The sequence below is a fragment of the Pseudomonas sp. B21-036 genome, assembly GCF_024748925.1.
Taxonomy (GTDB): Bacteria; Pseudomonadota; Gammaproteobacteria; order Pseudomonadales; family Pseudomonadaceae; genus Aquipseudomonas; species Aquipseudomonas palmensis.
Map to the genome: position 1 here is coordinate 1,726,048 of NZ_CP087178.1, position 22,533 is coordinate 1,748,580.

A 22,533-nucleotide genomic window follows, 5' to 3' on the forward strand; every position below is an offset into this window, starting at 1 on the left:
ATGGAGCAAAAAAGATCATCTTTGGACGACTTCGAGTCGACTCTGAAGAAACATGCCCAGGAGCTGGTCAGCAGCCTTGAAAAAGGCAGGTTCGGCGACGCGGTGCAACTGATCCATCAGCTGAACCAGACCCGTGACCTTGGCCTGTACCAGGAAGTCGGCAAGCTTACCCGCGAGCTGCACAGTGCGATCGTCAGTTTCCAGATCGATCCGCACATGCCGCAGGCCGAGGAAGTCTCGCAGATTACCGACGCCACCGAACGCCTGTCTTATGTGGTCAAGCTGACCGAGGGCGCTGCCAACCGCACCATGGACCTGGTGGAGGCAAGCACGCCGGTACTCAATGACCTCAGTGCCGAGGCGGCCAGCCTGAGTGGCGACTGGCAGCGCTTCATGCGCCGCGAAGTCGAGGCTCCGGAGTTTCGCGAGCTGGTCAAGCGCGTCGACAGTTTCCTGACGCACAGCGCCGAGGGCAACCGCAAGGTCGCCGGCCATCTCAACGACATTCTTCTGGCTCAGGACTACCAAGACCTGACCGGCCAGGTGATCAAGCGCGTCACGGCGCTGGTCACCGAAGTAGAAAGCAATCTTCTGAAGCTCGTGTTGATGGCGAGTCAGGTCGACCGGTTCGCCGGCATCGAGCATGACCACGACCAGCTGCGTGCCGAAAAAGATCAAGAAAAACATCCGACTCGGGGTGAAGGACCACAGATTCATGCCGATAAACGTGAAGACGTTGTGTCCGGTCAGGACGATGTCGACGATCTGCTGTCCAGCCTGGGTTTTTAGGGAGCACGTTTAATGAGCTTCGGCGCCGATGAAGAAATCCTCCAGGATTTTCTGGTAGAAGCCGGCGAAATTCTTGAGCAACTGTCCGAGCAACTGGTCGAGCTGGAAAGCCGCCCGGATGATGCCGACCTGCTCAATGCAATTTTTCGCGGTTTTCACACTGTAAAAGGGGGCGCCGGCTTCCTCCAGCTCAATGAGCTGGTGGAGTGCTGCCACATCGCCGAAAACGTCTTCGACATCCTGCGCAAGGGTGAACGACGTGTGGACGCCGAACTGATGGACGTGGTCCTGGAAGCCCTGGACACCGTCAACAGCATGTTCGGCCAGGTGCGCGAGCGCACCGACATCACCGCAGCCACTCCGGAACTGCTGGCCGCCCTGGCGCGCCTGGCCGAACCTGCCGGTGCCGAAGCGGCGGCGCCTGCGCCGGTGGCGGCGGTTGCCGAGCCGGAGCCTGAGGCCGAGGCGAGCGGGGGTGATATCACCGACAGCGAGTTCGAGCAGTTGCTCGACTCGCTCAATGCCGCCAAGGCCCAGGCCGAGGCGCCCGAGCCGGTGGCCGTGGACGCTGCCAGCGATGAAATCACCGACGCCGAGTTCGAGTCGTTGCTGGACCAGTTGCATGGCAAGGGCCAGTTCGCCCCCGACAGCGTGGCGGCGGCATCTGCTGCTGCACCTGGCGCGGACGCGGCGCCCAGCGGTGACATCACCGACGATGAATTCGAAGCACTGCTGGACCAGTTGCACGGCAAGGGCACCTTTGCCGCCGATGCACTGCCCGGCGCTGTAGCGGCCGCCGCACCGGCCGCTGCCGCACCCGCAGCGGCGGGTGACCATATTTCCGAACACGAATTCGAGGCCCTGCTCGACGAGTTGCACGGCAAGGGCAAGTTCGCGCCCGACGCCGTCAGCGGCGCTGGCGCTGCCAGCGCGCCTGCTGCTGCGGCGACGGTTGCGGCCAAGCCGGCGGCCAAGCCCGCAGCGGCAGCCGCTGCACCGGCACCGGCCAAGGCACCCGCCCCCGCGCCGGCCCGTCAGGCGGCTCCCGCTGCCGACAAGCATCCGGCCAGCGAGGCCGAGACCACCGTGCGGGTCGACACCGCGCGCCTGGACGAGATCATGAACATGGTCGGCGAACTGGTGCTGGTGCGTAACCGCCTGGTGCGCCTGGGCCTGAACAGCGGCGATGAAGCCATGTCCAAGGCCGTCTCGAACCTGGACGTGGTGACCGCCGACCTGCAGACCGCGGTGATGAAGACCCGCATGCAGCCGATCAAGAAGGTCTTCGGGCGCTTCCCGCGTCTGGTTCGCGACCTGGCCCGCCAGCTCAAGAAAGAGATCAACCTGGAGCTGGTCGGCGAAGAGACCGACCTGGACAAGAACCTCGTCGAGGCCCTGGCCGACCCGCTGGTGCACTTGGTGCGCAACGCCGTCGACCATGGCGTGGAAACCCCGGAAGAGCGCGAAGCCGCCGGCAAGTCGCGCAATGGCAAGGTGATCCTCGCTGCCGAACAGGAAGGCGACCACATCCTGCTGTCGATCTCCGATGACGGCAAGGGCATGGATGCCAATGTCCTGCGCGCCATTGCGGTCAAGCGCGGGGTGATGGACAAGGACGCCGCCGATCGCCTCAGCGAAAGCGACTGCTACAACCTGATCTTCGCCCCGGGCTTCTCGACCAAGACCGAGATCTCCGACGTGTCCGGTCGCGGCGTGGGCATGGACGTGGTCAAGACCAAGATTTCCCAGCTCAACGGCTCGATCAACATCTACTCGACCAAGGGCCAGGGCTCGAAGATCGTCATCAAGGTGCCGCTGACCCTGGCGATCATGCCGACCCTGATGGTGATGCTCGGCAACCAGGCCTTCGCCTTCCCGCTGGTGAACGTCAACGAGATTTTCCACCTGGACCTGTCGCGCACCAACGTGGTCGACGGCCAGGAAGTGGTGATCGTGCGTGACAAGGCCTTGCCGCTGTTCTACCTCAAGCGCTGGCTGGTCAGCTCGGCAGCCCACGAGGAGCAGCGTGAAGGCCACGTGGTGATCCTGTCGGTGGGTACCCAGCGCATCGGCTTCGTGGTCGACCAGCTGGTGGGCCAGGAAGAGGTGGTCATCAAGCCGTTGGGCAAGATGCTGCAGGGCACCCCGGGCATGTCGGGCGCCACCATTACCGGTGACGGGCGCATTGCGCTGATCCTCGACGTGCCGAGCATGCTCAAGCGTTACGCCGCTCGGCGTATCTGATCCCGGTGGCGTGGCCAGGTGGCCGCGCCCCGTAATGGAGTGTTTATGGTAGTCAAGGTCCTGGTGGTGGATGATTCCGGTTTTTTCCGCCGCCGTGTCTCGGAAATTCTTTCAGCGGACCCGACTATCCAGGTGGTCGGTACCGCGACCAACGGCAAGGAAGCGATCGATCAGGCGCTGTCGCTCAAGCCCGACGTCATCACCATGGACTATGAAATGCCCATGATGGATGGCATCACCGCCGTGCGTCATATAATGCAGCGCTGCCCCACGCCTGTCCTGATGTTCTCCTCGCTCACCCACGAAGGCGCCCGCGTCACCCTCGACGCACTGGACGCCGGTGCGGTGGACTACCTGCCGAAGAACTTCGAGGACATCTCGCGCAACCCCGAGAAGGTCAAGCAGATGCTGTGCGAAAAGGTGCATACCATTTCGCGCAGCAACCGCCGTTTCAGCAGCTATGCCAGCCCGGCACCGGCCGCAGCGCCTGCACCGTCGCACAGCGCCGGCAGCAGCGCCCCGGCAGCGTCCATGCGCGCCGCCCCGGTTGCCCCGCAAGCCCCTGCGCGGGCCGCTGCACCCAGCTCGCCGGCGCCCAAGCGCAAGGCCTACAAGCTGCTGGCCATCGGTACCTCCACCGGTGGTCCGGTGGCGCTGCAGCGCGTGCTGACCCAGCTGCCGGCCAACTTCCCGGCGCCGATCGTGCTGATCCAGCACATGCCGGCGGCCTTCACCAAGGCCTTCGCCGAGCGCCTGGACAAGCTGTGCCGCATCAGCGTCAAGGAGGCCGAGGACGGCGACGTGCTGCGCCCCGGCCTGGCCCTGCTGGCACCGGGCGGCAAGCAGATGATGGTCGACGGGCGCGGCACGGTGAAGATCCTGCCAGGTGACGAACGCCTCAACTACAAGCCCTGCGTGGACATCACCTTCGGTTCGGCGGCCAAGTCGTATGGCGACAAGGTGCTGGCCGTGGTGCTGACCGGCATGGGCGCCGATGGCCGCGAAGGCGCGCGCCTGCTCAAGCAGGGCGGCAGCCAGGTGTGGGCCCAGGACGAAGCCAGCTGCGTGATCTATGGCATGCCCATGGCCATTGCCAAGGCCAACCTGGCCGATGCGGTGTACGGCCTGGACGAGATCGGCCGGCACCTGGTAGAGGCGTGCATCTGATGGACGTGTTGAGCCTTATCGGGATCATCCTGGCGTTCGTCGCCATCGTTGGCGGCAACTACCTCGAAGGCGGCCATCTGTCGGCGCTGATCAACGGCCCGGCGGCGCTGATCGTGATCGGCGGGACGCTGGCGGCCTCGCTGCTGCAGGCCCCCATGAGCGCGTTCAAGCGCGCCCTGCAGATCGTGCGCTGGATCCTCTTCCCGCCGCGGGTCGACCTGGCCGGTGGTATCGACCGGGTGGTCAACTGGAGCCTCACCGCACGCAAGGAAGGCCTGCTGGGCCTTGAGGGCGTGGCCGATGCCGAGCCCGACCCGTATGCCCGCAAGGGCCTGCAGCTGCTGGTCGACGGCGCCGAGCCCGAAGCCATCCGCAGCATTCTCGAGGTGGATTTCTACACCCAGGAAAGCCGCGACATCCAGGCTGCCAAGGTGTTCGAGAGCATGGGCGGCTATGCGCCGACCATCGGCATCATCGGCGCGGTGATGGGCCTGATCCACGTGATGGGCAACCTGGCCGACCCGACCCAGCTGGGCAGCGGTATCGCCGTGGCGTTCGTGGCCACCATCTACGGCGTGGCCAGTGCCAACCTGATCCTGTTGCCGATCGCCAACAAGCTCAAGGCCCTGGCCATGCGCCAGTCGCGCTATCGCGAAATGCTCCTGGAAGGCTTGCTGTCGATTGCCGAAGGCGAGAACCCACGTTCAATCGAACTGAAGCTTCAGGGCTTCATGGAGTAAGCCATGGCCCGTCGTCGTCAACCCGAGGAACATGAAAACCACGAACGCTGGCTGGTGTCGTATGCCGACTTCATCACCTTGCTGTTCGCCTTCTTCGTGGTCATGTATTCGATTTCCTCGATCAACGAGGGCAAGTACAAGGTCATCTCGCAGGCGCTGATCGGCGTGTTCAACGATCCCGAGCGCAGCATGAAGCCGATTCCGATAGGCGACGAGCGCCCCCTAAGCGTCAAGCCGGCCGAACCGCTGATCAAGGACAGCGAGCAAGTCGATGCGGGCCTGGGGCAAAGCTCCAGCGACCCGCTGCAGACCATCGCCGACGATGTGCGCGATGCCTTTGGCGACCTGATCAAGTCCGACCAGATGACCGTGCGCGGCAATGAACTGTGGATCGAGATCGAGCTCAATTCCTCCCTGTTGTTCGGCAGTGGCGATGCCATGCCCAGCGACAAGGCGTTCGACATCATCGACAAGGTGGCGCACATCATCAAGCCGTTCGCCAACCCGGTGCACGTCGAAGGTTTCACCGATGACCAGCCGATCCGCACGGCGCAGTACCCGACCAACTGGGAGCTGTCGTCGGCACGGGCGGCGAGCATTGTGCGCCTGCTGGCGATGGAAGGGGTCAACCCGGCACGCATGGCTTCTGTGGGCTACGGCGAGTTCCAGCCCATCGCCAGCAATGCCAGCCCTGAAGGGCGCGCGCAGAACCGCAGGGTGGTGCTGGTGATCTCGCGCAATCTGGAGGTGCGCCGCAGCCTGACCGGTACCGGCAGCGCCAATGCCACACCCGATGCGGCGCTCAAGCGTGCTGGCACACAAACTGCACCGCCAGCCGTAGCACCGACGGCCGGGCGCAATCCCGTCAATTCCCCGTCGTCGACCCTTTAATCGATCCCGGCAGGGTCCGACCCGACCGGGAGGAAGCAGCGCAATGAGAGTCTGGGCAGTAGCCAATCAAAAAGGTGGTGTCGGCAAGACCACCACATCCATCGCCCTGGCCGGCCTGCTGGCCGAGGCGGGCAAGCGCGTGGTCGTGGTCGACCTCGACCCGCACGGGTCCATGACCAGCTACTTCGGTCACAACCCGGACACCCTCGAGCACAGCAGCTACGACCTGTTCCTGCACAAGGGCACGGTGCCCGAAGGGCTGCCGGGCCAGCTGTTGCTGCCCACCAGCGACGAGCGCATCTCGCTGCTGCCTTCGAGCACCGCCCTGGCGGTGCTCGAGCGTCAGTCCCCGGGCCAGAGTGGCCTGGGCCTGGTGATCGCCAAGAGTCTGGCGCAGCTGTGGCAGGATTTCGACTACGCGATCATCGACAGCCCGCCGTTGCTGGGCGTTCTGATGGTCAATGCGCTGGCTGCCAGCCAGCAACTGGTGATCCCGGTGCAGACCGAATACCTGGCGGTGAAAGGCCTCGAACGCATGGTCAGCACGTTGAGCATGGTCAATCGCTCACGCAAGCAGGCCTTGCCGTACCACATCGTGCCGACCCTGTTCGACCGCCGTACCCAGGCCTCGATGGGCACCCTGCGGGTGCTGCGCGACGCTTATCCCGAGACCATCTGGCAGGGCTACATTCCGGTCGATACGCGCCTGCGCGACGCCAGCCGTGCCGGGCTCACGCCGTCGCAGTTCGATGGCAGGAGCCGTGGCGTGATTGCCTACCGGGCATTGCTCAAGCATCTGCTGGCGCAGAATGCCGTTGCGCAGGTGGCCTGATGAACAGCCCGCAGCAGGTCACCATAAAGCCTCAACTGGCCTTGCAGTCGTACCTGGACGGCCTGTTGCAGGAGGCCACCGAAGAGCTGCAGCCATTGCCCCTGGCGGTGGCCGAACGCGTCGCAGTGGCCCCGGCCCCGGTGGTCGTCACGGCGCCTGAAGCGATCGACGAGTTCCAGGCCGCCGTGCTCGAAGAACAGGCCCGTGACGCCCAGCTCAAGACCGCGGTGCCGGCATTCGCCGAGCCTACGCGGCTGGTAATGCCGGTGATGGCGCCACCGGTGGTGGCCAAGGTGGTGGAGGCGGCCCCGGTGGTCGCCCCGGTCATCGCCGACGTGCCAACCCCGGTCGAGCCGCTGGTGCAGGTGCACCTGCCCGCAGCACCGGACCAGCCGGTGCCGCCGTTGACGGGCGACGGTCGCCCGGCCTGGGCCGCCGAGCCGTTCGAATGCCTGCTGTTCGACGTGGCCGGGCTGACCCTGGCGGTGCCGCTGGTGTGCCTGGGCTCGATCTACTCGCTGGCCGGCCAGGAGCTCACGCCGCTGTTCGGCCAGCCCGAGTGGTTCCTGGGCATCCTGCCCAGCCAGGCGGGCAACCTGAAGGTGCTCGACACGGCGCGCTGGGTCATGCCCGACCGCTACCGCGACGACTTCCGCCAGGGGCTGCAATACGTTATTTCGGTACAGGGCTACGAGTGGGGGCTGGCGGTGCATCAGGTCAGCCGCTCGCTGCGCCTGGACCCGAGCGAGATCAAGTGGCGCAGCCAGCGTGGGCAGCGCCCGTGGCTTGCCGGTACGGTCATCGAACACATGTGCGCGCTGCTGGATGTCGCCGAGCTGGCCGAGCTGATCGCCAGCGGCGCCGTCAAGCAGATGCACGGTACGCATAAATAATCGGTCGCAACTGCCGCGACCGCACTGAGTACACCGCCGAGAACGGCTTTTGAGGGTTAGGGGAATGAAAAACATGACTGCGCAGGGTTCCGACGATCCGATTCTGCAGTGGGTAACGTTCAAGCTGGACAACGAGTCCTACGGCATCAACGTGATGCAGGTCCAGGAAGTGCTGCGCTACACCGAAATCGCTCCGGTGCCGGGCGCGCCGAGCTATGTGCTGGGCATCATCAACCTGCGCGGCAATGTGGTGACCGTGATCGACACGCGCCAGCGCTTCGGCCTGATGTCTGCCGAAATCTCCGACAACAGCCGTATCGTGATCATCGAGGCGGACAAGCAGGTGGTCGGCATCCTGGTCGATAGCGTGGCCGAGGTCGTGTACCTGCGTCAGTCGGAGATCGAGACCGCGCCGAATGTCGGCAACGAGGAATCGGCCAAGTTCATCCAGGGTGTGTGCAACAAGAACAACGAACTGCTGATCCTGGTCGAGCTGGACAAGATGATGACCGAGGAAGAGTGGTCCGAGCTGGAGAATATCTGAGTTGATTCTCGAGGGTGCTGTCATATTTCTGGCGCTGGTCTGGATCCTCAGCCTGTGGCTGTTCTACGGCTACAGCAAGCGCCAGCGCGAGCTGGCCTCGCAGCAGGCCCAGGGCGATGCGCTGCGTGACCAGCGCATCAAGGACCTGGCCAAGCGTGTGGACGATTATCAGAACGGTACGGTGCGCATGGGCGACGCGTTGCACGAGCTGCGCGCCGTGGTGGCGCCGTTGCCGGACAAGCTGATGCAACTGGAGCAGCGCGACCCCAACAGCCTGTCGTTCGCCCAGGCGGCGCGGCTGGTGGGCATGGGCGCCAGCGTCGACGAGCTGACCCAGTCCTGCGGCCTGACCCAGGCCGAAGCCGAGCTGATGAGCAAGCTGCACCGCAGCTGATGCAAGGCCCCCGGCCTGCGCGTCGTCAGTCCGGCGCAGGCAGGCTGTACAGGTTCGGGGTAATGTCGCGCTCCTGCGGGGCGTTGTCCACGAACCCCTCCGGCACCTGGCCCTTGAGCTGCCAGGCGAAGGCGATGATCTCGGCGATGGTCAGGTACAGCGCCTCCGGGATCTGATCGCCCAGCTCCATGCGCGCCAGCAGGCGTACCAACTCGGCATTCTCGTAGATCGGCACTTCGTGTTCGCGGGCAATGGCCAGGATCGCCTCGGCCAGCTCGTCGTCGCCCTTGGCGCTCAAGGTCGGGGCCTGCTGGCCGTCGTAGGTCAGGGCAATGGCCTGACGTGGCGGGGTCTGGCTCATGCGTTTTCATCCACCCAGCGTTGTTCCAGATGCGTACGCGGCCCCTGTGGCGGCGTACCGTGATGGCACAGCAGTTCACCGACGTTGAGCCCGCGCTCCACCAACCGCGCGCGCAGCTTGCCGAGCTGGCTGTCGATCAGTTGCGCGGTGCTCGGCAGCTCCGCCCACAGCTGGCTGGACAGGTTGCCCTGGCTGATCTGCGCCTGCACCTGCAAGGGCCCCAGCGGGCTGAGGTCGAATGCCAGTTCCACGCGCCAGAGCATCTCCAGCGGGTCGCGCTGTTCGCGTTCCGGGTCGGCCTGCTGCTCGGGGGGTTCCTCGCGCTGCAGCTTCACTTGCAGCGGCATGAACTCCTGACCGTTGCGCACCGGTATCTCCAGTTGCCAGGTGGTCTGCAGGTTGCCGTCGGCGGTGGTGCGGGTTTGCTCCAGGCCAGCGAGCTGGTGGCTCTGCAGGCGTGAAATGGCTGCCGCTGCCAGGCGCAGCAGGTGTTCCAGGTCGCCTTCCTCGTCGCCACTTTGCAGCAACCGCGAGGGCAGCGGAAAGCTTCCCGGGGCCGGGCGCGGGCTTACCTGGCCGAGCATGCCCAGGGCGTTGCGCACCATGCCCGGCAGCACCTGGGCCAGGGTGCTGGCAGCCACGGCCGGGTTGAACTGGGTGCTGCCGGGGAGGCCGGGCAGCAACTGCGCCACCAGCCGGATCACCTGGGCCTTGAGGTCGGGGGCGAGGGCGGCGGGGGCGCCAGCCAGCAGCTTGGCTTCCAGAAACGCGCCGCTGTTGTTCAGGGCCTGGGCCAGGCCCTTGGCCGTGCCGAGCTGTTCCATGTCCGGCAGGCTGGCCAGCAGGGTGCTCACGCTGGCCCGCACATCGGCCGGCAGGCGCTGCTCGGCGCTCATCTGTTGCAGGCTGGCGAGCAGGCCCGGCAGCGAGGCCTGGCGGCTCAGCTGCGCGCTCAGGTGCTGGGTGATCGCCAGTTGTTCCTGGCGCCCGCTCAGGGGCACGAAGCTGATCGACTGTTCACCCTGTACCCGTGCGCTGAGCAGGCTGCCCAGCGCCAGTGGCCGAGGGCTGTCGATGTTCAGGGTGGCGCCGGCCTGGGCGGTGTTGAGCAGGGTCACCAACGAGCGGAACAAGGCCGGCTGCCCGGCAGCCTGGGGCAGCGTCTGGGTGGTCAGTACCTTGCCCTGCAGCAGGGTGCCCGGCGGCAACTGGCGGGTGTCGAGCTGGGTGAGGGTGGCCACGCTGCGCGCGATGGCCTGCTGCACGGTGATGCTCAGGTTGCCGGCATTGGGCTGGCTGACCGTCAGCTCGCTGCCCTGGGGCAGGGGCTGGCTGGCGCTGGTCTGCACGGTGGTCTGGCGCCCGTTGGTCTGGGTCAGTTGCAGCAGGAGCTGGAAGTCCTGACCGACCTGGCGCAACGACAGTACCTGCGCCTGCGCGGTCTCGCCCGGGGCGAGCAGGGCAGGCTGGGGTTGCAGCAGCTTGAGCAGTTCGCCGGTCATCGCCGCGCTGCGCGCCTGGGGGTTGGCCAGGGCCTGCGGGCCAAGGCTGTTGATTTCGCCTGTCATCACGTTGCAACCTGTGGAAATAGCCCTCTTTGCAGTAGGACATGCCATGTATAATGCCGCCCGTTCCTGGCGGGTGCGCACGTCCTGTGGCGTGCCCGATGCGACCGGCCATGCCGTACAGCTGTTGCTCAGTATAACGGCCAGGCCCGGACCGACTTGAGACCGAACCATAAGGCGAACCTGTGACCCCTCGACTCGAAGCTGTGGGCCTGGCCTGCGAGCGCGACTGGCGAATGCTTTTCGAACACCTCGAACTGCACCTGGCGGCCGGTGACATGCTGCAGATCAGCGGCCCCAATGGCAGCGGCAAGACCAGCCTGCTGCGCCTGCTCAGCGGGTTGATGCGGCCCACCAGCGGTGAAATCCGCCTGGACGGCAAGCCCTTGGCCGAGCAGGGCAGTGAACTGGCCAGGATGCTGCTGTGGATCGGTCATGCGGCCGGCATCAAGGACCTGCTCACCGCCGAGGAAAACCTGGCCTGGCTGTGCGCCCTGCATCAGCCTGCCAGCCGCGAGGCGATCTGGCAGGCACTGGCGGCCGTGGGCCTGCGCGGCTTCGAAGATGTTGCCTGCCATACCCTGTCGGCCGGCCAGCAGCGCCGCGTGGCGCTGGCGCGGCTGTACCTGGACAGCCCGCCGCTGTGGATTCTCGACGAACCCTTCACCGCCCTCGACAAGCAGGGCGTGGCCCAGCTCGAAGCGCACCTGGCGGCGCATTGCGAGCGCGGCGGCATGGTCGTGCTGACCACCCACCACACGCTGGCGCAGACGCCGTCCGGCTACCGAGAACTGAACCTGGGGCAGTACGCGGCATGAGTGTGTTCGTTCATTTGCTGCGCCGAGAAGCGCAGGTGCTGTGCCGCCGGCCGGCCGAGCTTGCCAACCCATTGGTGTTCTTCGCGATCGTGATCGCGTTGTTCCCGTTGGCGGTCGGGCCGGAGACGCAATTGTTGCAAAACTTGTCCCCTGGGTTAGTCTGGGTGGCCGCCCTTTTATCCGTTCTGCTCTCGCTGGACGGGCTGTTTCGCAGTGATTTCGAGGACGGATCCCTCGAGCAGTGGGTCCTTTCGCCGCACCCCCTGGCGCTTCTGGTATTGGCAAAGGTGCTGGCACACTGGGCCTTTTCCGGTCTGGCACTGGTATTGTTGTCGCCGCTGCTGGCCCTGATGCTCGGTTTGCCGGTGCAATGCCTGCCGGTACTGCTGGCCTCGCTGCTGCTCGGTACCCCGGTACTGAGCCTGCTGGGTGCAGTGGGCGCAGCCTTGACCGTGGGTTTGAAGCGCGGTGGCCTGCTGCTGGCACTGCTTATTTTGCCGTTATATATCCCGGTGTTGATCCTGGGCAGTGGCGCCTTGCAGGCGGCACTGCAAGCTATGCCGGCGACCGGTTACCTGCTCTGGCTTGGCAGCCTGACCGCCCTTGCAGTAACCCTGGCACCCTTTGCAATAGCGGCTGGCCTGAAGATCAGCGTCGGCGAATAATGAGGTCTGGGCCCCGCCCAGCAAAGACCCTGGATGTACCGTGATGAAAAGCAGCGCAATAAGCTGGACGTGGTTTCACAAGCTGGGTTCACCCAAATGGTTCTATGCCATCAGCGGCCGCATGCTGCCGTGGCTGAGCATCGCCGCCATCCTGCTGATCGCCGTGGGCGTGGTCTGGGGCCTGGCCTTCGCCCCGCAGGACTACCAGCAGGGCAACAGTTTCCGAATCATCTACATCCACGTGCCGGCGGCCATGCTGGCGCAGTCGTGCTACGTGATGCTGGCGGTGGCCGGCGTGGTCGGCCTGGTCTGGAAGATGAAGATCGCCGACGTTGCACTGCAATGCGCCGCGCCCATCGGCGCCTGGATGACCGTGGTGGCCCTGAGCACCGGTGCCATCTGGGGCAAGCCGACCTGGGGCAGCTGGTGGGTTTGGGATGCACGACTAACGTCGATGCTGATCCTGCTGTTTCTGTACTTCGGTCTGATTGCCCTGGGCCAGGCGATCAGCAATCGTGAGAGCGCGGCCAAGGCCTGCGCGGTACTGGCGATTGTCGGCGTGATCAACATCCCGATCATCAAGTACTCGGTGGAGTGGTGGAACACCCTGCACCAGGGCGCCACCTTCACCCTCACCGAAAAGCCGGCGATGCCTGCCGAGATGTGGCTGCCGCTGCTGCTGACCGTGCTGGGGTTCTATTGCTTCTTCGGCGCGGTGCTGCTGTTGCGCATGCGCCTTGAAGTGCTGCGGCGCGAGGCACGCGCCAGTTGGGTCAAGGATGAAGTGTTGGGCCACCTGGGGCGGGAGACCGCACGATGAGTTTTGCCAGCTTCAATGATTTCCTCGCCATGGGCCATCACGGCCTCTATGTCTGGTCGGCCTATGGCATCTGCCTGCTGGTGCTGGCCATCAATGTTGCCGCGCCCGTACTGAGCAAGCGCCGGTATCTGCAAGAAGAAGCGCGCCGCCTGCGCCGGGAGAAGTCCAAGTGAATCCGCAACGCAAGAAGCGTCTGTTCATCATCCTCGGCCTGCTGGTGGGTGTCGGCGTCGCCGTCGGCCTGGCCCTGAGCGCGCTGCAGCAGAACATCAACCTGTTCTATACCCCTACCCAGATCGCCAACGGCGAAGCCCCGCTCGATACCCGCATCCGGGCTGGCGGCATGGTCGAGGCCGGTTCCCTGCAACGCTCCGGCGACTCGCTGGACGTGCGTTTCGTGGTCACCGACTTCAACAAGTCGGTGCCCATCACCTACCGCGGCATCCTGCCCGACCTGTTCCGTGAAGGGCAGGGCATCGTCGCCCTGGGCAAGCTCAACGCCGAGGGCGTGGTGGTGGCCGACGAGGTGCTGGCCAAGCACGACGAAAAATACATGCCGCCCGAGGTCACCAAGGCCCTGAAGGAAAGCGGCCAGGTGTCCACCGACGGCGGAGCCAAGCCATGAATGCTGCACTGATGATTCCCGAGCTGGGCCAGTTGGCGATGATCCTGGCCATCTGTTTTGCCGGCGTTCAGGCCAGCGTGCCGCTGCTCGGCGCCTGGCGGGGCGACAGCCTGTGGATGAGCCTTGCACGCCCGGCGGCGTGGGGCCAGTTCGCCTTCCTGGCGTTTGCCTTCGCCTGCCTGACCCATGCCTTCATGACCGACAACTTCTCGGTGGCGTATGTGGCCAGCAACTCCAACAGCGCCTTGCCCTGGTACTACAAGTTCAGCGCCGTGTGGGGCGCCCACGAAGGCTCGCTGCTGCTGTGGGCGCTGATCCTGGGCGGCTGGACCTTCGCCGTGTCGATCTTCTCGCGCCAGTTGCCGCAGGTGATGCTGGCCCGGGTGCTGGCGGTGATGGGCATGATCAGCGTGGGCTTCCTGTCGTTTCTGATCGTTACCTCCAACCCGTTCCAGCGCCTGCTGCCGCAGGTGCCTGCCGATGGTCGCGACCTCAACCCGCTGCTGCAGGACATCGGCCTGATCGTGCACCCGCCGATGCTCTACATGGGCTACGTGGGCTTCTCGGTGGCCTTCGCCTTCGCCATCGCCGCCTTGCTCGGCGGGCGCCTGGACGCGGCCTGGGCACGCTGGTCGCGGCCCTGGACCATCGTGGCATGGGCGTTCCTGGGCATCGGCATCACCCTGGGCTCGTGGTGGGCCTACTACGAACTCGGCTGGGGTGGCTGGTGGTTCTGGGACCCGGTCGAAAACGCCTCGTTCATGCCGTGGCTGGTGGGCACCGCACTGATCCACTCGCTGGCCGTCACCGAGAAGCGCGGCGTGTTCAAGAGCTGGACCGTGCTGCTGGCGATCGCTGCATTTTCGCTGAGCCTGCTGGGCACCTTCCTGGTGCGTTCCGGCGTGCTGACCTCGGTGCACGCCTTTGCCGCCGACCCCGAGCGCGGCGTGTTCATCCTGATCTTCCTGCTGTTCGTGGTCGGCGGTTCGCTGACCCTGTTCGCCTTGCGCGCCCCGGTGGTCAAGAGCCAGGTCGGGTTCGCTCTGTGGTCGCGGGAAACCCTGCTGCTGGCCAACAACCTGGTGCTGGTGGTGGCGGCCTCGATGATCCTGCTGGGCACCCTGTACCCGCTGGTGCTCGATGCACTGACCGGGGCCAAGCTGTCGGTGGGGCCGCCTTACTTCGATGCACTGTTCATCCCGCTGATGGCCCTGCTGATGGTGGTGATGGCGGTCGGCGTGATCGTGCGCTGGAAGGACACCCCGACGAAATGGCTGGTGAGCATGCTCACCCCGGTGGCGATCGGCAGCGTGGTGCTGGCGCCCATCGGCGGGCTGCTGGTGGACGACTTCGACTGGCAGGTACTGACCACCTTCGCCCTGGCGGCGTGGATCCTGCTGGCCGGCGTGCGCGACCTGCTCGACAAGACCCGTCACAAGGGCCTGCTCAAGGGCATGCGCGGCCTGAGCCGCAGCTACTGGGGCATGCACGTGGCGCACCTGGGCATCGCGGTATGCGCCCTGGGCGTGGTGCTGTCGAGCAACAACAGCGCCGAGCGCGACCTGCGCCTGGCGCCGGGCGAGTCGATGGAACTGGGCGGCTACCAGTTCGTGTTCGAAGGCGCCAAGCATTTCGAAGGGCCGAACTTCACCTCCGACAAGGGCACCGTGCGCGTGCTGCGGGACGGTCGTGAAATCAGCGTGCTGCACCCGGAAAAACGCCTGTACACCGTGCAGCAGTCGGTGATGACCGAGGCCGGCATCGATGCCGGTTTCACCCGCGACCTGTACGTGGCGCTGGGCGAGTCGCTGGACAACGGCGCCTGGGCCGTGCGCGTGCACGTCAAGCCGTTCGTGCGCTGGATCTGGCTGGGCGGCCTGCTGACCGGCCTGGGCGGCCTGATGGCGGCGATGGACAAGCGGTATCGGGTCAAGGTGAAAAGCCGGGTACGTGAAGTACTGGGCATGTCGGGAGCAACTGCATGAAGCGTTGGATCATGGTGCTGCCGCTGGCGGTGTTTCTGCTGGTGGCGGTGTTTCTGTACCGGGGCCTGTACCTGGACCCGTCCGAGCTGCCCTCGGCGATGATCGGCAAACCCTTCCCGGCGTTCTCGCTGCCGACCGTGGAAGGCGACCGGACCCTGACCCGCGACGACCTGCTGGGCAAGCCGGCGCTGGTCAACGTGTGGGCCACCTGGTGCCCCTCGTGCAAAGTCGAGCACCCGGTGCTGAACAAGCTGGCCGAGCAGGGCGTGGTGATCTACGGGGTCAACTACAAGGACGAGAACGCGGCTGCGATCAAGTGGCTGACCGAGTTCCACAACCCCTACCAGATCGGCATCCGTGACGAGCACGGCACCCTCGGCCTGGACCTGGGTGTGTACGGCGCGCCGGAGACCTTCATCATCGACGCCAAGGGCATCATCCGTCACAAGTTCGTCGGCGTGGTCGACCAGACCGTGTGGCGCGAGCAACTGGCGCCGCTGTACCAGGGCCTGCTCGACGAGGCCGGCCAATGAGGCGCTGGCTGGCAGGCGCGCTGCTGGGCCTGAGCATCGCCGGCGTGGCCCACGCGGCCATCGACACCTATCAGTTCGCCGACGACGCCGAGCGCGAGCGTTACCACGTGCTGACCAAGGAACTGCGCTGCCCCAAGTGCCAGAACCAGGACATCGCCGACTCCAACGCACCGATTGCCGCCGACCTGCGCCGCGAGATCTTCCGCATGCTCGGCGAAGGCAAGGACAACCAGCAGATCATCGACTTCATGGTCGACCGCTATGGCGACTTCGTGCGCTACAAGCCGGCCCTGACGGCGCGTACCTGGCTGCTGTGGTTCGGCCCGGGCATCCTGCTGCTGGGCGGCTTCGGCATGCTGGCGCTGATCGTGCGCAAGCGCCGTACCCAGGCGGCAGGCGGCACCGTCGACCTTTCCCCCGAGGAGCGTGAGCGCCTCGCCAAACTGCTGGACAAAGAACGCACCCATGACTGAATTCTGGCTTCCCGCAGGCCTGCTGTTACTGGTAGCCCTGAGCTTTCTGCTGATCCCGGTGTTGCGCGTGCGTCGTGCGCAACAGGAAGAAGACCGTACCGCGTTGAACGTGGCCCTGTACCAGGAGCGCGTGGCCGAACTGCAGGCCCAGGGCGAGGCCGGTGTGCTCACCGTCGAGCAACTGGACCGTGGCCGCGACGAGGCCGCCCGCGAGCTGCTGGCCGACACCGACAACGCCGAGCCCGACCGCAGTGCGCGCCTGGGCAAGACCTTGCCGCTGCTGGCCGCAGTGCTGGTGCCGGTGATGGGCCTCGGGCTGTACCTGCACTTTGGCGCCAGCGACAAGGTCGAGCTGACCCGCGAGTTCGCCCAGGCGCCGCAGTCGGTGCAGGAGATGACCTCGCGCCTGGAGCGTGCGGTGCAGGCCCAGCCAGACTCGGCCGAAGGCCTGTACCTGCTGGGCCGTGCCTACATGGCCCAGGAACGCGCCACCGATGCCGCCAAGGCCTTCGAGCGCGCTGCCGCCCTGGCCGGGCGTCAGCCTGAGCTGCTTGGGCAATGGGCGCAGGCGCTGTACTTCGGTAACGGCAAGCAGTGGACAGCGCAGATGCAGGCGTTGACCGACGAAGCGCTCAAGGCCGATCCGGCGGAAGTCACCAGCCTGGGGCTGCTGGGTATCGCCGCGTTCGAGGACGGGCGCTACCAGCAGGCCATCGACTACTGGAACCGTCTGATTGCCCAGCTGCCCGAGGGCGATGCCTCGCGTGCCGCGCTGCAGGGCGGCATCGAGCGTGCTGGCGAACGGCTCAAGGCCGCGGGCCAGGCGCCGGCCACCAGCGCACGCCTGACGGTGCGGGTCGAGCTGGCGCCGGCGCTCAAGGACAAGGTGCGTCCCGATGACAGCGTGTTCATCTTTGCCCGCGCCAGTTCCGGGCCGCCGATGCCGCTGGCGGCCAAGCGCGTGACCGTGGCCGACCTGCCGATCGAGGTTCAGCTCAGCGACAGCGATGCGATGATGCCGAACATGAAACTGTCGAGCTTCCCCGAAGTCCAACTGGTTGCGCGCGTCTCCCGTGCCGGCCAGCCGACCAAGGGCGAGTGGATCGGCCGTGGCAGCCCGCTGGCCAGCAGCACCGAGGCGCCGCAGCACCTGACCATCGACAGCCCGGACCCGTAGAGAGCTCACTATGAACAGCATCGCACGCCTCACCCTGATCGCCCTGGCCGTGGGCTTGAGTGCGTGTACGGTGCATCGGCCCAGCGAGCCCACCGTGCCGCCGATCGAAACCCTGCCGCCGACCGGGCCGGTGATCAAACCGGTGCCGGGGCCCAAGCCAAGTACCCCGGCCACGCTGCCGACGCCCAAGCCGATGCCACGCACCTCGGCAAGCTTCGCGCCGCCGCCGGGTGGCGCCAGCCACTGGGACCCTAAACTCGGGGTGTACGTGCTCGAAGGCAAGACCAACACCTTCTACCGCCAACGCACCTACTACCGCTTCAGCAATGGCTGGAGCTGGGCCACCAGCCCTGACGGCCCCTGGCAGGACACCGACAGCAGCGGCGTGCCGGGCGGCCTGGGACGGGCTTTCGCCCAGTAAGCCCAAGCCGGCATAATGCCCCTTTTGCGAATGGCCAGGGGGCAGGGCATGACACACAAGGTACTGGTGCTGGTAGAAACGGTGGATGACTACCTGCCCTTGCTCGAACAGGCCGGCTTCGAGCTGATTCGGGCACAGACCCCGGCCCTGCGTGCCGAGGCCATCGCCCGCCACGGCGGCGCAATCGATGCGGTACTGACCCGCGGGCCGCTGGGCTTGCGAGCCGACGAAATCGCCGCCTTGCCCCATCTGAAAATCATCTGCGTCATCGGCGCCGGCTACGAGGAAGTGGACCTGGCAGCGGCTGCTGCGCGTGACATCACCGTGACCAATGGCGCCGGTGCCAACGCCACGGCGGTGGCCGACCATGCCCTGGCGCTGCTGTTCGCCATCGTGCGCGATATTACCCGTGCCGATGCCACCACCCGCCTGGGGCAGTGGAACCGTGTGATCAGCCCGTCGCTGAGCGGCAAGCGCCTCGGGGTACTGGGCCTTGGCGCGACGGGGTTGGCGATTGCCCGGCGTGCGGCGCTGGGCTTCGACATGCAGGTCAGCTACCACAACCGCCGGCCACGCACCGACGTGCCCTACACTTGGTGCGAAAGCCCGCTGGCGCTGGCGGGGGAGGTGGACTTTCTGATCGTTGCCACCCCGGGCGGGGCCGGTACGCGCCACCTGGTCGACGCGGCGGTACTGGACGCACTGGGGCCTCAGGGTTTTCTGGTGAACATTGCGCGGGCCAGCGTGGTGGACACCGATGCGATGGTGGCGGCGTTGCGCGAAGGGCGTATTGCCGGGGCCGGGCTGGATGTGTTCGATGCCGAGCCTGAAGTGCCGCAGGCACTCAAGGCGCTGGACAACGTGGTGCTGACCCCGCATGTGGCCGGACAGTCGCCGGAAGCGGCGCGCGATACGGTGGCGCTGGTGCTGCGCAACCTGCAGGCGTTCTTTGCCGGGGAACCGGTGTTGACCCCGGTGACGGCGTAATCCGCTGTAGGAGCCGGCCTTGCCGGCGAAAGGGCCGGGGCCGACTGCTGCTAGACTTCAGCCCTACCGCTCACCGCAAGGACCCTGCACCATGTCCCAACCCCAGGAAAAACACGGCAGCTGCCTGTGCGGCGCCATTCACCTCAGCGTCAGCCTCGACAACGCCAGCGTCAGCGCCTGCCATTGCAGCATGTGCCGCAAATGGTCCGGTGGCCCGTTGATGGTGGTGCACAGCACCCAGACCCTCAGGCTCAGCGGCGACACCCCGCGCATCTACGATTCCTCCGAGTGGGCCCAGCGCGGCTTCTGCGGCACCTGCGGCACCCACCTGTTCTATCGCCTCAAGGCCGGCGGCTTCGACGCCGTGCCGGTGGGCGTGCTCGATGGCGAGAGTGACTGGGCGCTGGAACTGCAGATCTACATCGATCAGAAGCCGGGTTACTACTGCTTCGCCAACCAGACCCGGACCCTCACCGGCGCCGAGGTGCAAGCGCAGTTCAGTTGAGCGCCAGCAACCAGTCCCTGAACACCTGGGCCGCCGGCGAGCACACACGCTGCCTGTCGTGCACCAGGTAGTCGGCCTGGCCGGTGTGCACGACGAACTCCGACACCGGCCGCACCTGCCCGCTGGCGATACGCTCGCGGGCCATGAACTCCCAGCCCAACCCCACCCCCATACCCTGCATCACCGCGTCGAACACCAGGGTGATCTGATTGAATGTCACCGCATCGGCCGGCGCCTTGTAGCGCACCCCCAGGTGCGCGAACCAGTCGGGCCAATCCAGACAGTTCCAGGCCGAGGCATCCAGCTGGATCAGCGGCAGGGCCTGCAGCGCCGCCAGCGAATCGGCTGGCGGCAGGGCCCGCTGGGTGCTGACGATGGGGTAGATGCATTCATCGAACAGCTTGTCGGCCTGCAGTGAACTCCAGCGGCCATGGCCGTACAGCACGCCGAAGTCATAGTTGCCCACCACGCGTTCATCCATCTCGTTGCTGGCATGGATGTTCACTGTCAGCTCGGGGTGCTGTGCGTTGAAGCGCAGCAGCCGCGGGAACAACCAGTACTGTGCCACCGCATGGGTGCAGATCACGCTGACATTGCGGCTGCCGTGCCCGCTCTTGAGGCGCAATACGTTGGCCAGCAGGCTGTCGAGCATCGGCTCGACGATGGCATTGAAGCCACTGCCGGCGGCGGTCAGGGTGATGCCGCGGGCGCGGCGTTCGAACAGCGGCGCACCCAGGTGTTCTTCAAGCAGCTTGATCTGTTTGCTCACCGCGCTCTGGGTCAGAGACAGCTCGGCGGCGGCGCGGGTGAAACTGCCGGTGCGTACCACCGCCTCGAAAGCGATCAGGGTATCCAGCGGGGGCAGGTGACGGCTGAAGCGGCTCATTGCGGTGTCTTCGGTTCAGGGAATGGCTGGATGGTAAACCCGGTGCTTTGCGCTTTAAAGGTATTCCCCATGGGAATGCCTGCATGCCGAATGATCTTTTGCCTGGACGCCTGCATTTGGCTAGCCTGCGTGCTCTGAAAAACGAGGAGCAGGCAAGTGAAACGGGGTGTGGCGTATGCCGGCGTGGCCGGTGCGATGTGGGGCATGGTGCTGATGGTGCCGCAACTGCTGCCGGAGTTCAGCCCGGTGCTGCTGGCCTGTGCGCGGTTCGTCCTGCTGGGGGCGGTATCGCTCGCGCTGCTGCTGCCAATGCGCAAGGCGCTGCGTCAGCTCGAACGGGCAGACGTGTGGATGCTGGCGCGCCTGGCGCTGATCGGCAACCTGCTGTACTTCATGTGCCTGGTGGCGGCGATCCAGCGCCTGGGCGTGGCGCCGGCATCGCTGATCGTTGGTGTGCTGCCGCTGACCATCACCCTGTACGGGCGCAATGACAGCGGCGCGGTGGCCCTGTCGCGCCTGGCCGGTCCGTTGGCGCTGATCCTGGCGGGCATGCTGTGCATCAACCTGCAGACCTTCGCGGTGGAGCCGGGGGCGGTGCAGGACAAGCTCGCCGGGCTGCTCTATGCGCTGGCCGCGCTGGCCTGCTGGACCTGGTACGCCACCTACAACAGCCGCTATCTCAAGCAGTGCCGGCACCTGGACAGCCATCAGTGGTCGGTGCTCACCGGGGTGGTGACCGGCGTGTTCAGCCTGGTGCTGGTGGCGCTGCTGTGGGTGTGGCAGCCGCAGCAGTTGCAGGTGCAGGCCACTGCTGAGCGCTGGCAGCTGTTCTGGGCGTTCAGCCTGGGTTGCGCGCTGTTTGGCTCGTGGCTGGCGGGGGTGTTGTGGAATGCGGCAGCCAAGCGCATGCCGCTGACCCTGAGCGGGCAGTTGATCGTGTTCGAGACCCTGTTTGCCTTGCTGTATGCGTTCATCTGGCGCCAGAGCGGGCCGAACCTGCTGGAGGGCGCGGCGATCGTGCTGGTGGTGGGCGGGGTGTGCTGGTCGATGCGCCAGCACGAGCCGGTGACAGCCGGCGCCACCTCATGATCCGAGTTCGCTCCCCACAGCCTTGCAAAACACGGCCATTGCTGCGAAAACGCATCGGCAGAAAACGTCCCATAGCCGTCAGAGATCACCCATGAGTAACGAACTTCAAATCATCGACCTCCAGTTGGGCGACGGCAAGGCGGCCGTCAAGGGGGCGCTGATCACCACCCAGTACACCGGCTGGCTGGACGATGGCAGCGTATTCGATTCCTCCCACCAACGCGGCAAGCCGTTCCAGTGCGTGATCGGCACCGGCCGCGTGATCAAGGGCTGGGACCAGGGCCTGATGGGCATGCAGGTGGGCGGCAAGCGCAAGCTGATCGTGCCGGCGCACCTGGGTTACGACGCGCGCAGCGTAGGCAGCATCCCGCCGAATTCGACCCTCACCTTCGAGATCGAGTTGCTCGAGGTTCTCACCCGCGACGATTGAGGGCTGAGTCATTCTCATTACAGTCTTTGGCCCTGATGCCGATAACAGCCTGTCTCTCACCCGAAGCAAGGACATTTTGCGTGCTGCGTACTTTCTGTTTTCTTTTCCTGGCCTGCCTCGGCCTTACCGGTTGCTACTCCTTCACACCGGTGGGCCCGATCGGCGAACCGGTCACCGTGGCCGATAACACTGCACAGCGGGGCGCCCAGATCGCCGACGTGGCCATCACCGCGCCCGACCTCAAGGATGACGTGCGCCTGAACATCAGCCGCCAGCTCACCGCACAGATCAGCCACTACGTCGACCGCGGCGAGTACTTCACCAAACTGGTGGAATTTCCCGCCACCCTGGGCGAGCAGGATGTAGTGCTCAAGTTCACCATCACCTCGCTCAAGGGCAAGCGCACCACGCACCCCGGTTACGTTCCCGGCGCGTTGGTGACGCTGACGTTCTGGATCTGGTTCAACGGCCCGATCTATGTCGACAAGTACGACCTGGCCGGCGAGCTGGTGATCGAAGACCGCGACGGCAAGCGCCTCACCCGCGTCACCGAGCAGGTCAAGCTCGACAACAATGTCGGCCTGTACGACAACGACTATGCCAACGGCAGCCTGGGGGGCGTGCAGTTGCGTCAGCTGATCACCAGGTTGCTCGACACCGCGACGGCTGCCCCGCAATTGGCCACTCACTGAAAGGAAT

27 protein-coding genes are annotated in these 22,533 nt (G+C 65.7%); 24 read left to right on the forward strand and 3 right to left on the reverse strand.

Annotated elements, in window-relative coordinates:
• From LOY33_RS07835 to LOY33_RS07875, 9 genes are all read left to right on the forward strand, one after another.
• Entirely contained in the window at positions 1–789 is a 789-nt protein-coding gene (locus LOY33_RS07835) for a protein phosphatase CheZ (RefSeq protein ID WP_043861826.1), read from the forward strand.
• Positions 790–801: 12 nt separating this feature from the next.
• Positions 802–3,033, forward strand: a complete 2,232-nt coding sequence (locus LOY33_RS07840; protein WP_088515605.1) for a chemotaxis protein CheA — start codon at positions 802–804, stop codon at positions 3,031–3,033.
• A gap of 45 nt (positions 3,034–3,078) precedes the next feature.
• Positions 3,079–4,200: a chemotaxis response regulator protein-glutamate methylesterase gene (locus tag LOY33_RS07845; RefSeq protein WP_058542051.1), complete on the forward strand. Its 1,122-nt coding sequence runs from the start codon at positions 3,079–3,081 to the stop codon at positions 4,198–4,200.
• Positions 4,200–4,940 (forward strand): flagellar motor protein, encoded by a 741-nt coding sequence (locus LOY33_RS07850; RefSeq protein ID WP_043861829.1) that lies wholly within the window; start codon positions 4,200–4,202, stop codon positions 4,938–4,940. The genes LOY33_RS07845 and LOY33_RS07850 overlap by 1 nt, the downstream gene beginning before the upstream one ends.
• Before the next feature lie 3 nt (positions 4,941–4,943).
• Complete coding sequence (gene motD / locus LOY33_RS07855; protein ID WP_043861830.1) at positions 4,944–5,831, forward strand: flagellar motor protein MotD; 888 nt, start codon at positions 4,944–4,946, stop codon at positions 5,829–5,831.
• A gap of 43 nt (positions 5,832–5,874) precedes the next feature.
• Positions 5,875–6,663, forward strand: a complete 789-nt coding sequence (locus LOY33_RS07860) for a ParA family protein (protein ID WP_043861831.1) — start codon at positions 5,875–5,877, stop codon at positions 6,661–6,663.
• Positions 6,663–7,556, forward strand: a complete 894-nt coding sequence (locus tag LOY33_RS07865; RefSeq protein WP_258662409.1) for a CheW domain-containing protein — start codon at positions 6,663–6,665, stop codon at positions 7,554–7,556. Before LOY33_RS07860 ends, LOY33_RS07865 begins: the two co-directional genes overlap by 1 nt.
• A 64-nt stretch (positions 7,557–7,620) precedes the next feature.
• Positions 7,621–8,100, forward strand: a complete 480-nt coding sequence (locus tag LOY33_RS07870) for a chemotaxis protein CheW (protein ID WP_043861833.1) — start codon at positions 7,621–7,623, stop codon at positions 8,098–8,100.
• A 1-nt stretch (position 8,101) separates the two neighbouring features.
• On the forward strand, positions 8,102–8,494 hold the full coding sequence (locus tag LOY33_RS07875) for a DUF2802 domain-containing protein (RefSeq protein WP_043861834.1): 393 nt from the start codon (positions 8,102–8,104) through the stop codon (positions 8,492–8,494).
• A 25-nt stretch (positions 8,495–8,519) separates the two neighbouring features.
• Here the strand turns inward: LOY33_RS07875 and LOY33_RS07880 are convergent, their stop codons facing one another.
• Entirely contained in the window at positions 8,520–8,855 is a 336-nt protein-coding gene (locus tag LOY33_RS07880) for an EscU/YscU/HrcU family type III secretion system export apparatus switch protein (protein ID WP_043861835.1), read from the reverse strand.
• Positions 8,852–10,423: a flagellar hook-length control protein FliK gene (locus tag LOY33_RS07885; protein WP_058542049.1), complete on the reverse strand. Its 1,572-nt coding sequence runs from the start codon at positions 10,421–10,423 to the stop codon at positions 8,852–8,854. Before LOY33_RS07885 ends, LOY33_RS07880 begins: the two co-directional genes overlap by 4 nt.
• Before the next feature lie 182 nt (positions 10,424–10,605).
• On the opposite strand from LOY33_RS07885, the gene ccmA reads away from it, so the two are divergent.
• From ccmA to LOY33_RS07945, 12 genes are all read left to right on the forward strand, one after another.
• On the forward strand, positions 10,606–11,238 hold the full coding sequence (ccmA, locus tag LOY33_RS07890; protein WP_043861837.1) for a cytochrome c biogenesis heme-transporting ATPase CcmA: 633 nt from the start codon (positions 10,606–10,608) through the stop codon (positions 11,236–11,238).
• The gene (gene ccmB, locus LOY33_RS07895) at positions 11,235–11,903 is read left to right on the forward strand and encodes a heme exporter protein CcmB (RefSeq protein WP_043861838.1); all 669 of its coding nucleotides are present in this window, start codon (positions 11,235–11,237) and stop codon (positions 11,901–11,903) included. Before ccmA ends, ccmB begins: the two co-directional genes overlap by 4 nt.
• A 43-nt stretch (positions 11,904–11,946) precedes the next feature.
• Complete coding sequence (locus tag LOY33_RS07900) at positions 11,947–12,723, forward strand: heme ABC transporter permease (RefSeq protein ID WP_043861839.1); 777 nt, start codon at positions 11,947–11,949, stop codon at positions 12,721–12,723.
• The gene (gene ccmD, locus LOY33_RS07905; protein WP_043861840.1) at positions 12,720–12,896 is read left to right on the forward strand and encodes a heme exporter protein CcmD; all 177 of its coding nucleotides are present in this window, start codon (positions 12,720–12,722) and stop codon (positions 12,894–12,896) included. The genes LOY33_RS07900 and ccmD overlap by 4 nt, the downstream gene beginning before the upstream one ends.
• Entirely contained in the window at positions 12,893–13,348 is a 456-nt protein-coding gene (gene ccmE, locus LOY33_RS07910) for a cytochrome c maturation protein CcmE (protein ID WP_058542048.1), read from the forward strand. The genes ccmD and ccmE overlap by 4 nt, the downstream gene beginning before the upstream one ends.
• Positions 13,349–13,359: 11 nt before the next feature.
• A complete protein-coding gene (locus LOY33_RS07915) occupies positions 13,360–15,333 on the forward strand; it encodes a heme lyase CcmF/NrfE family subunit (protein WP_167400228.1) in 1,974 nt (657 codons plus the stop codon).
• A complete protein-coding gene (locus LOY33_RS07920) occupies positions 15,330–15,866 on the forward strand; it encodes a DsbE family thiol:disulfide interchange protein (RefSeq protein ID WP_043861843.1) in 537 nt (178 codons plus the stop codon). Before LOY33_RS07915 ends, LOY33_RS07920 begins: the two co-directional genes overlap by 4 nt.
• Complete coding sequence (locus tag LOY33_RS07925) at positions 15,863–16,339, forward strand: cytochrome c-type biogenesis protein (RefSeq protein ID WP_043861844.1); 477 nt, start codon at positions 15,863–15,865, stop codon at positions 16,337–16,339. The genes LOY33_RS07920 and LOY33_RS07925 overlap by 4 nt, the downstream gene beginning before the upstream one ends.
• A complete protein-coding gene (gene ccmI, locus LOY33_RS07930) occupies positions 16,332–17,516 on the forward strand; it encodes a c-type cytochrome biogenesis protein CcmI (RefSeq protein ID WP_258662411.1) in 1,185 nt (394 codons plus the stop codon). The genes LOY33_RS07925 and ccmI overlap by 8 nt, the downstream gene beginning before the upstream one ends.
• A gap of 10 nt (positions 17,517–17,526) precedes the next feature.
• Positions 17,527–17,937 (forward strand): hypothetical protein, encoded by a 411-nt coding sequence (locus LOY33_RS07935; protein WP_104572223.1) that lies wholly within the window; start codon positions 17,527–17,529, stop codon positions 17,935–17,937.
• A 48-nt stretch (positions 17,938–17,985) separates the two neighbouring features.
• On the forward strand, positions 17,986–18,924 hold the full coding sequence (locus LOY33_RS07940; protein ID WP_104572224.1) for a 2-hydroxyacid dehydrogenase: 939 nt from the start codon (positions 17,986–17,988) through the stop codon (positions 18,922–18,924).
• A gap of 91 nt (positions 18,925–19,015) precedes the next feature.
• On the forward strand, positions 19,016–19,429 hold the full coding sequence (locus LOY33_RS07945) for a GFA family protein (RefSeq protein ID WP_043861848.1): 414 nt from the start codon (positions 19,016–19,018) through the stop codon (positions 19,427–19,429).
• Here LOY33_RS07945 and LOY33_RS07950 read toward each other — a convergent pair.
• Positions 19,422–20,315, reverse strand: a complete 894-nt coding sequence (locus LOY33_RS07950; protein ID WP_054915613.1) for a LysR substrate-binding domain-containing protein — start codon at positions 20,313–20,315, stop codon at positions 19,422–19,424. The genes LOY33_RS07945 and LOY33_RS07950 overlap by 8 nt on opposite strands.
• Before the next feature lie 156 nt (positions 20,316–20,471).
• Between LOY33_RS07950 and LOY33_RS07955 the strand changes: the two genes are divergently transcribed.
• The 3 genes from LOY33_RS07955 to LOY33_RS07965 all read left to right on the forward strand — a co-directional run bounded on the left by LOY33_RS07955 (position 20,472) and on the right by LOY33_RS07965 (position 22,526).
• Positions 20,472–21,404 carry a DMT family transporter gene (locus LOY33_RS07955; RefSeq protein ID WP_043861850.1) on the forward strand — a complete coding sequence of 311 codons (933 nt, stop codon included), beginning with the start codon at positions 20,472–20,474 and terminating at the stop codon, positions 21,402–21,404.
• 91 nt (positions 21,405–21,495) lie between these two features.
• On the forward strand, positions 21,496–21,834 hold the full coding sequence (locus tag LOY33_RS07960; RefSeq protein ID WP_043861851.1) for an FKBP-type peptidyl-prolyl cis-trans isomerase: 339 nt from the start codon (positions 21,496–21,498) through the stop codon (positions 21,832–21,834).
• 80 nt (positions 21,835–21,914) lie between these two features.
• Complete coding sequence (locus tag LOY33_RS07965) at positions 21,915–22,526, forward strand: hypothetical protein (protein ID WP_043861852.1); 612 nt, start codon at positions 21,915–21,917, stop codon at positions 22,524–22,526.
• Positions 22,527–22,533 lie beyond the last annotated feature (7 nt).

Bases quoted from the DNA above. Each gene is read 5' to 3' on its own strand.
- LOY33_RS07940 (WP_104572224.1), top strand. From the start codon at position 17,986: ATGACACACAAGGTACTGGTGCTGGTAGAAACGGTGGATGACTACCTG.
- LOY33_RS07870 (WP_043861833.1), top strand. From the start codon at position 7,621: ATGAAAAACATGACTGCGCAGGGTTCCGACGATCCGATTCTGCAGTGG.
- LOY33_RS07850 (WP_043861829.1), top strand. From the start codon at position 4,200: ATGGACGTGTTGAGCCTTATCGGGATCATCCTGGCGTTCGTCGCCATC.
- LOY33_RS07935 (WP_104572223.1), top strand. From the start codon at position 17,527: ATGAACAGCATCGCACGCCTCACCCTGATCGCCCTGGCCGTGGGCTTG.
- LOY33_RS07950 (WP_054915613.1), bottom strand. From the start codon at position 20,315: ATGAGCCGCTTCAGCCGTCACCTGCCCCCGCTGGATACCCTGATCGCT.
- motD (WP_043861830.1), top strand. From the start codon at position 4,944: ATGGCCCGTCGTCGTCAACCCGAGGAACATGAAAACCACGAACGCTGG.
- LOY33_RS07840 (WP_088515605.1), top strand. From the start codon at position 802: ATGAGCTTCGGCGCCGATGAAGAAATCCTCCAGGATTTTCTGGTAGAA.
- LOY33_RS07885 (WP_058542049.1), bottom strand. From the start codon at position 10,423: ATGACAGGCGAAATCAACAGCCTTGGCCCGCAGGCCCTGGCCAACCCC.
- ccmI (WP_258662411.1), top strand. From the start codon at position 16,332: ATGACTGAATTCTGGCTTCCCGCAGGCCTGCTGTTACTGGTAGCCCTG.
- LOY33_RS07835 (WP_043861826.1), top strand. From the start codon at position 1: ATGGAGCAAAAAAGATCATCTTTGGACGACTTCGAGTCGACTCTGAAG.
- LOY33_RS07960 (WP_043861851.1), top strand. From the start codon at position 21,496: ATGAGTAACGAACTTCAAATCATCGACCTCCAGTTGGGCGACGGCAAG.
- LOY33_RS07920 (WP_043861843.1), top strand. From the start codon at position 15,330: ATGAAGCGTTGGATCATGGTGCTGCCGCTGGCGGTGTTTCTGCTGGTG.
- LOY33_RS07865 (WP_258662409.1), top strand. From the start codon at position 6,663: ATGAACAGCCCGCAGCAGGTCACCATAAAGCCTCAACTGGCCTTGCAG.
- LOY33_RS07860 (WP_043861831.1), top strand. From the start codon at position 5,875: ATGAGAGTCTGGGCAGTAGCCAATCAAAAAGGTGGTGTCGGCAAGACC.
- LOY33_RS07845 (WP_058542051.1), top strand. From the start codon at position 3,079: ATGGTAGTCAAGGTCCTGGTGGTGGATGATTCCGGTTTTTTCCGCCGC.
- LOY33_RS07880 (WP_043861835.1), bottom strand. From the start codon at position 8,855: ATGAGCCAGACCCCGCCACGTCAGGCCATTGCCCTGACCTACGACGGC.
- LOY33_RS07925 (WP_043861844.1), top strand. From the start codon at position 15,863: ATGAGGCGCTGGCTGGCAGGCGCGCTGCTGGGCCTGAGCATCGCCGGC.
- LOY33_RS07900 (WP_043861839.1), top strand. From the start codon at position 11,947: ATGAAAAGCAGCGCAATAAGCTGGACGTGGTTTCACAAGCTGGGTTCA.
- ccmB (WP_043861838.1), top strand. From the start codon at position 11,235: ATGAGTGTGTTCGTTCATTTGCTGCGCCGAGAAGCGCAGGTGCTGTGC.
- ccmD (WP_043861840.1), top strand. From the start codon at position 12,720: ATGAGTTTTGCCAGCTTCAATGATTTCCTCGCCATGGGCCATCACGGC.
- LOY33_RS07915 (WP_167400228.1), top strand. From the start codon at position 13,360: ATGATTCCCGAGCTGGGCCAGTTGGCGATGATCCTGGCCATCTGTTTT.
- LOY33_RS07945 (WP_043861848.1), top strand. From the start codon at position 19,016: ATGTCCCAACCCCAGGAAAAACACGGCAGCTGCCTGTGCGGCGCCATT.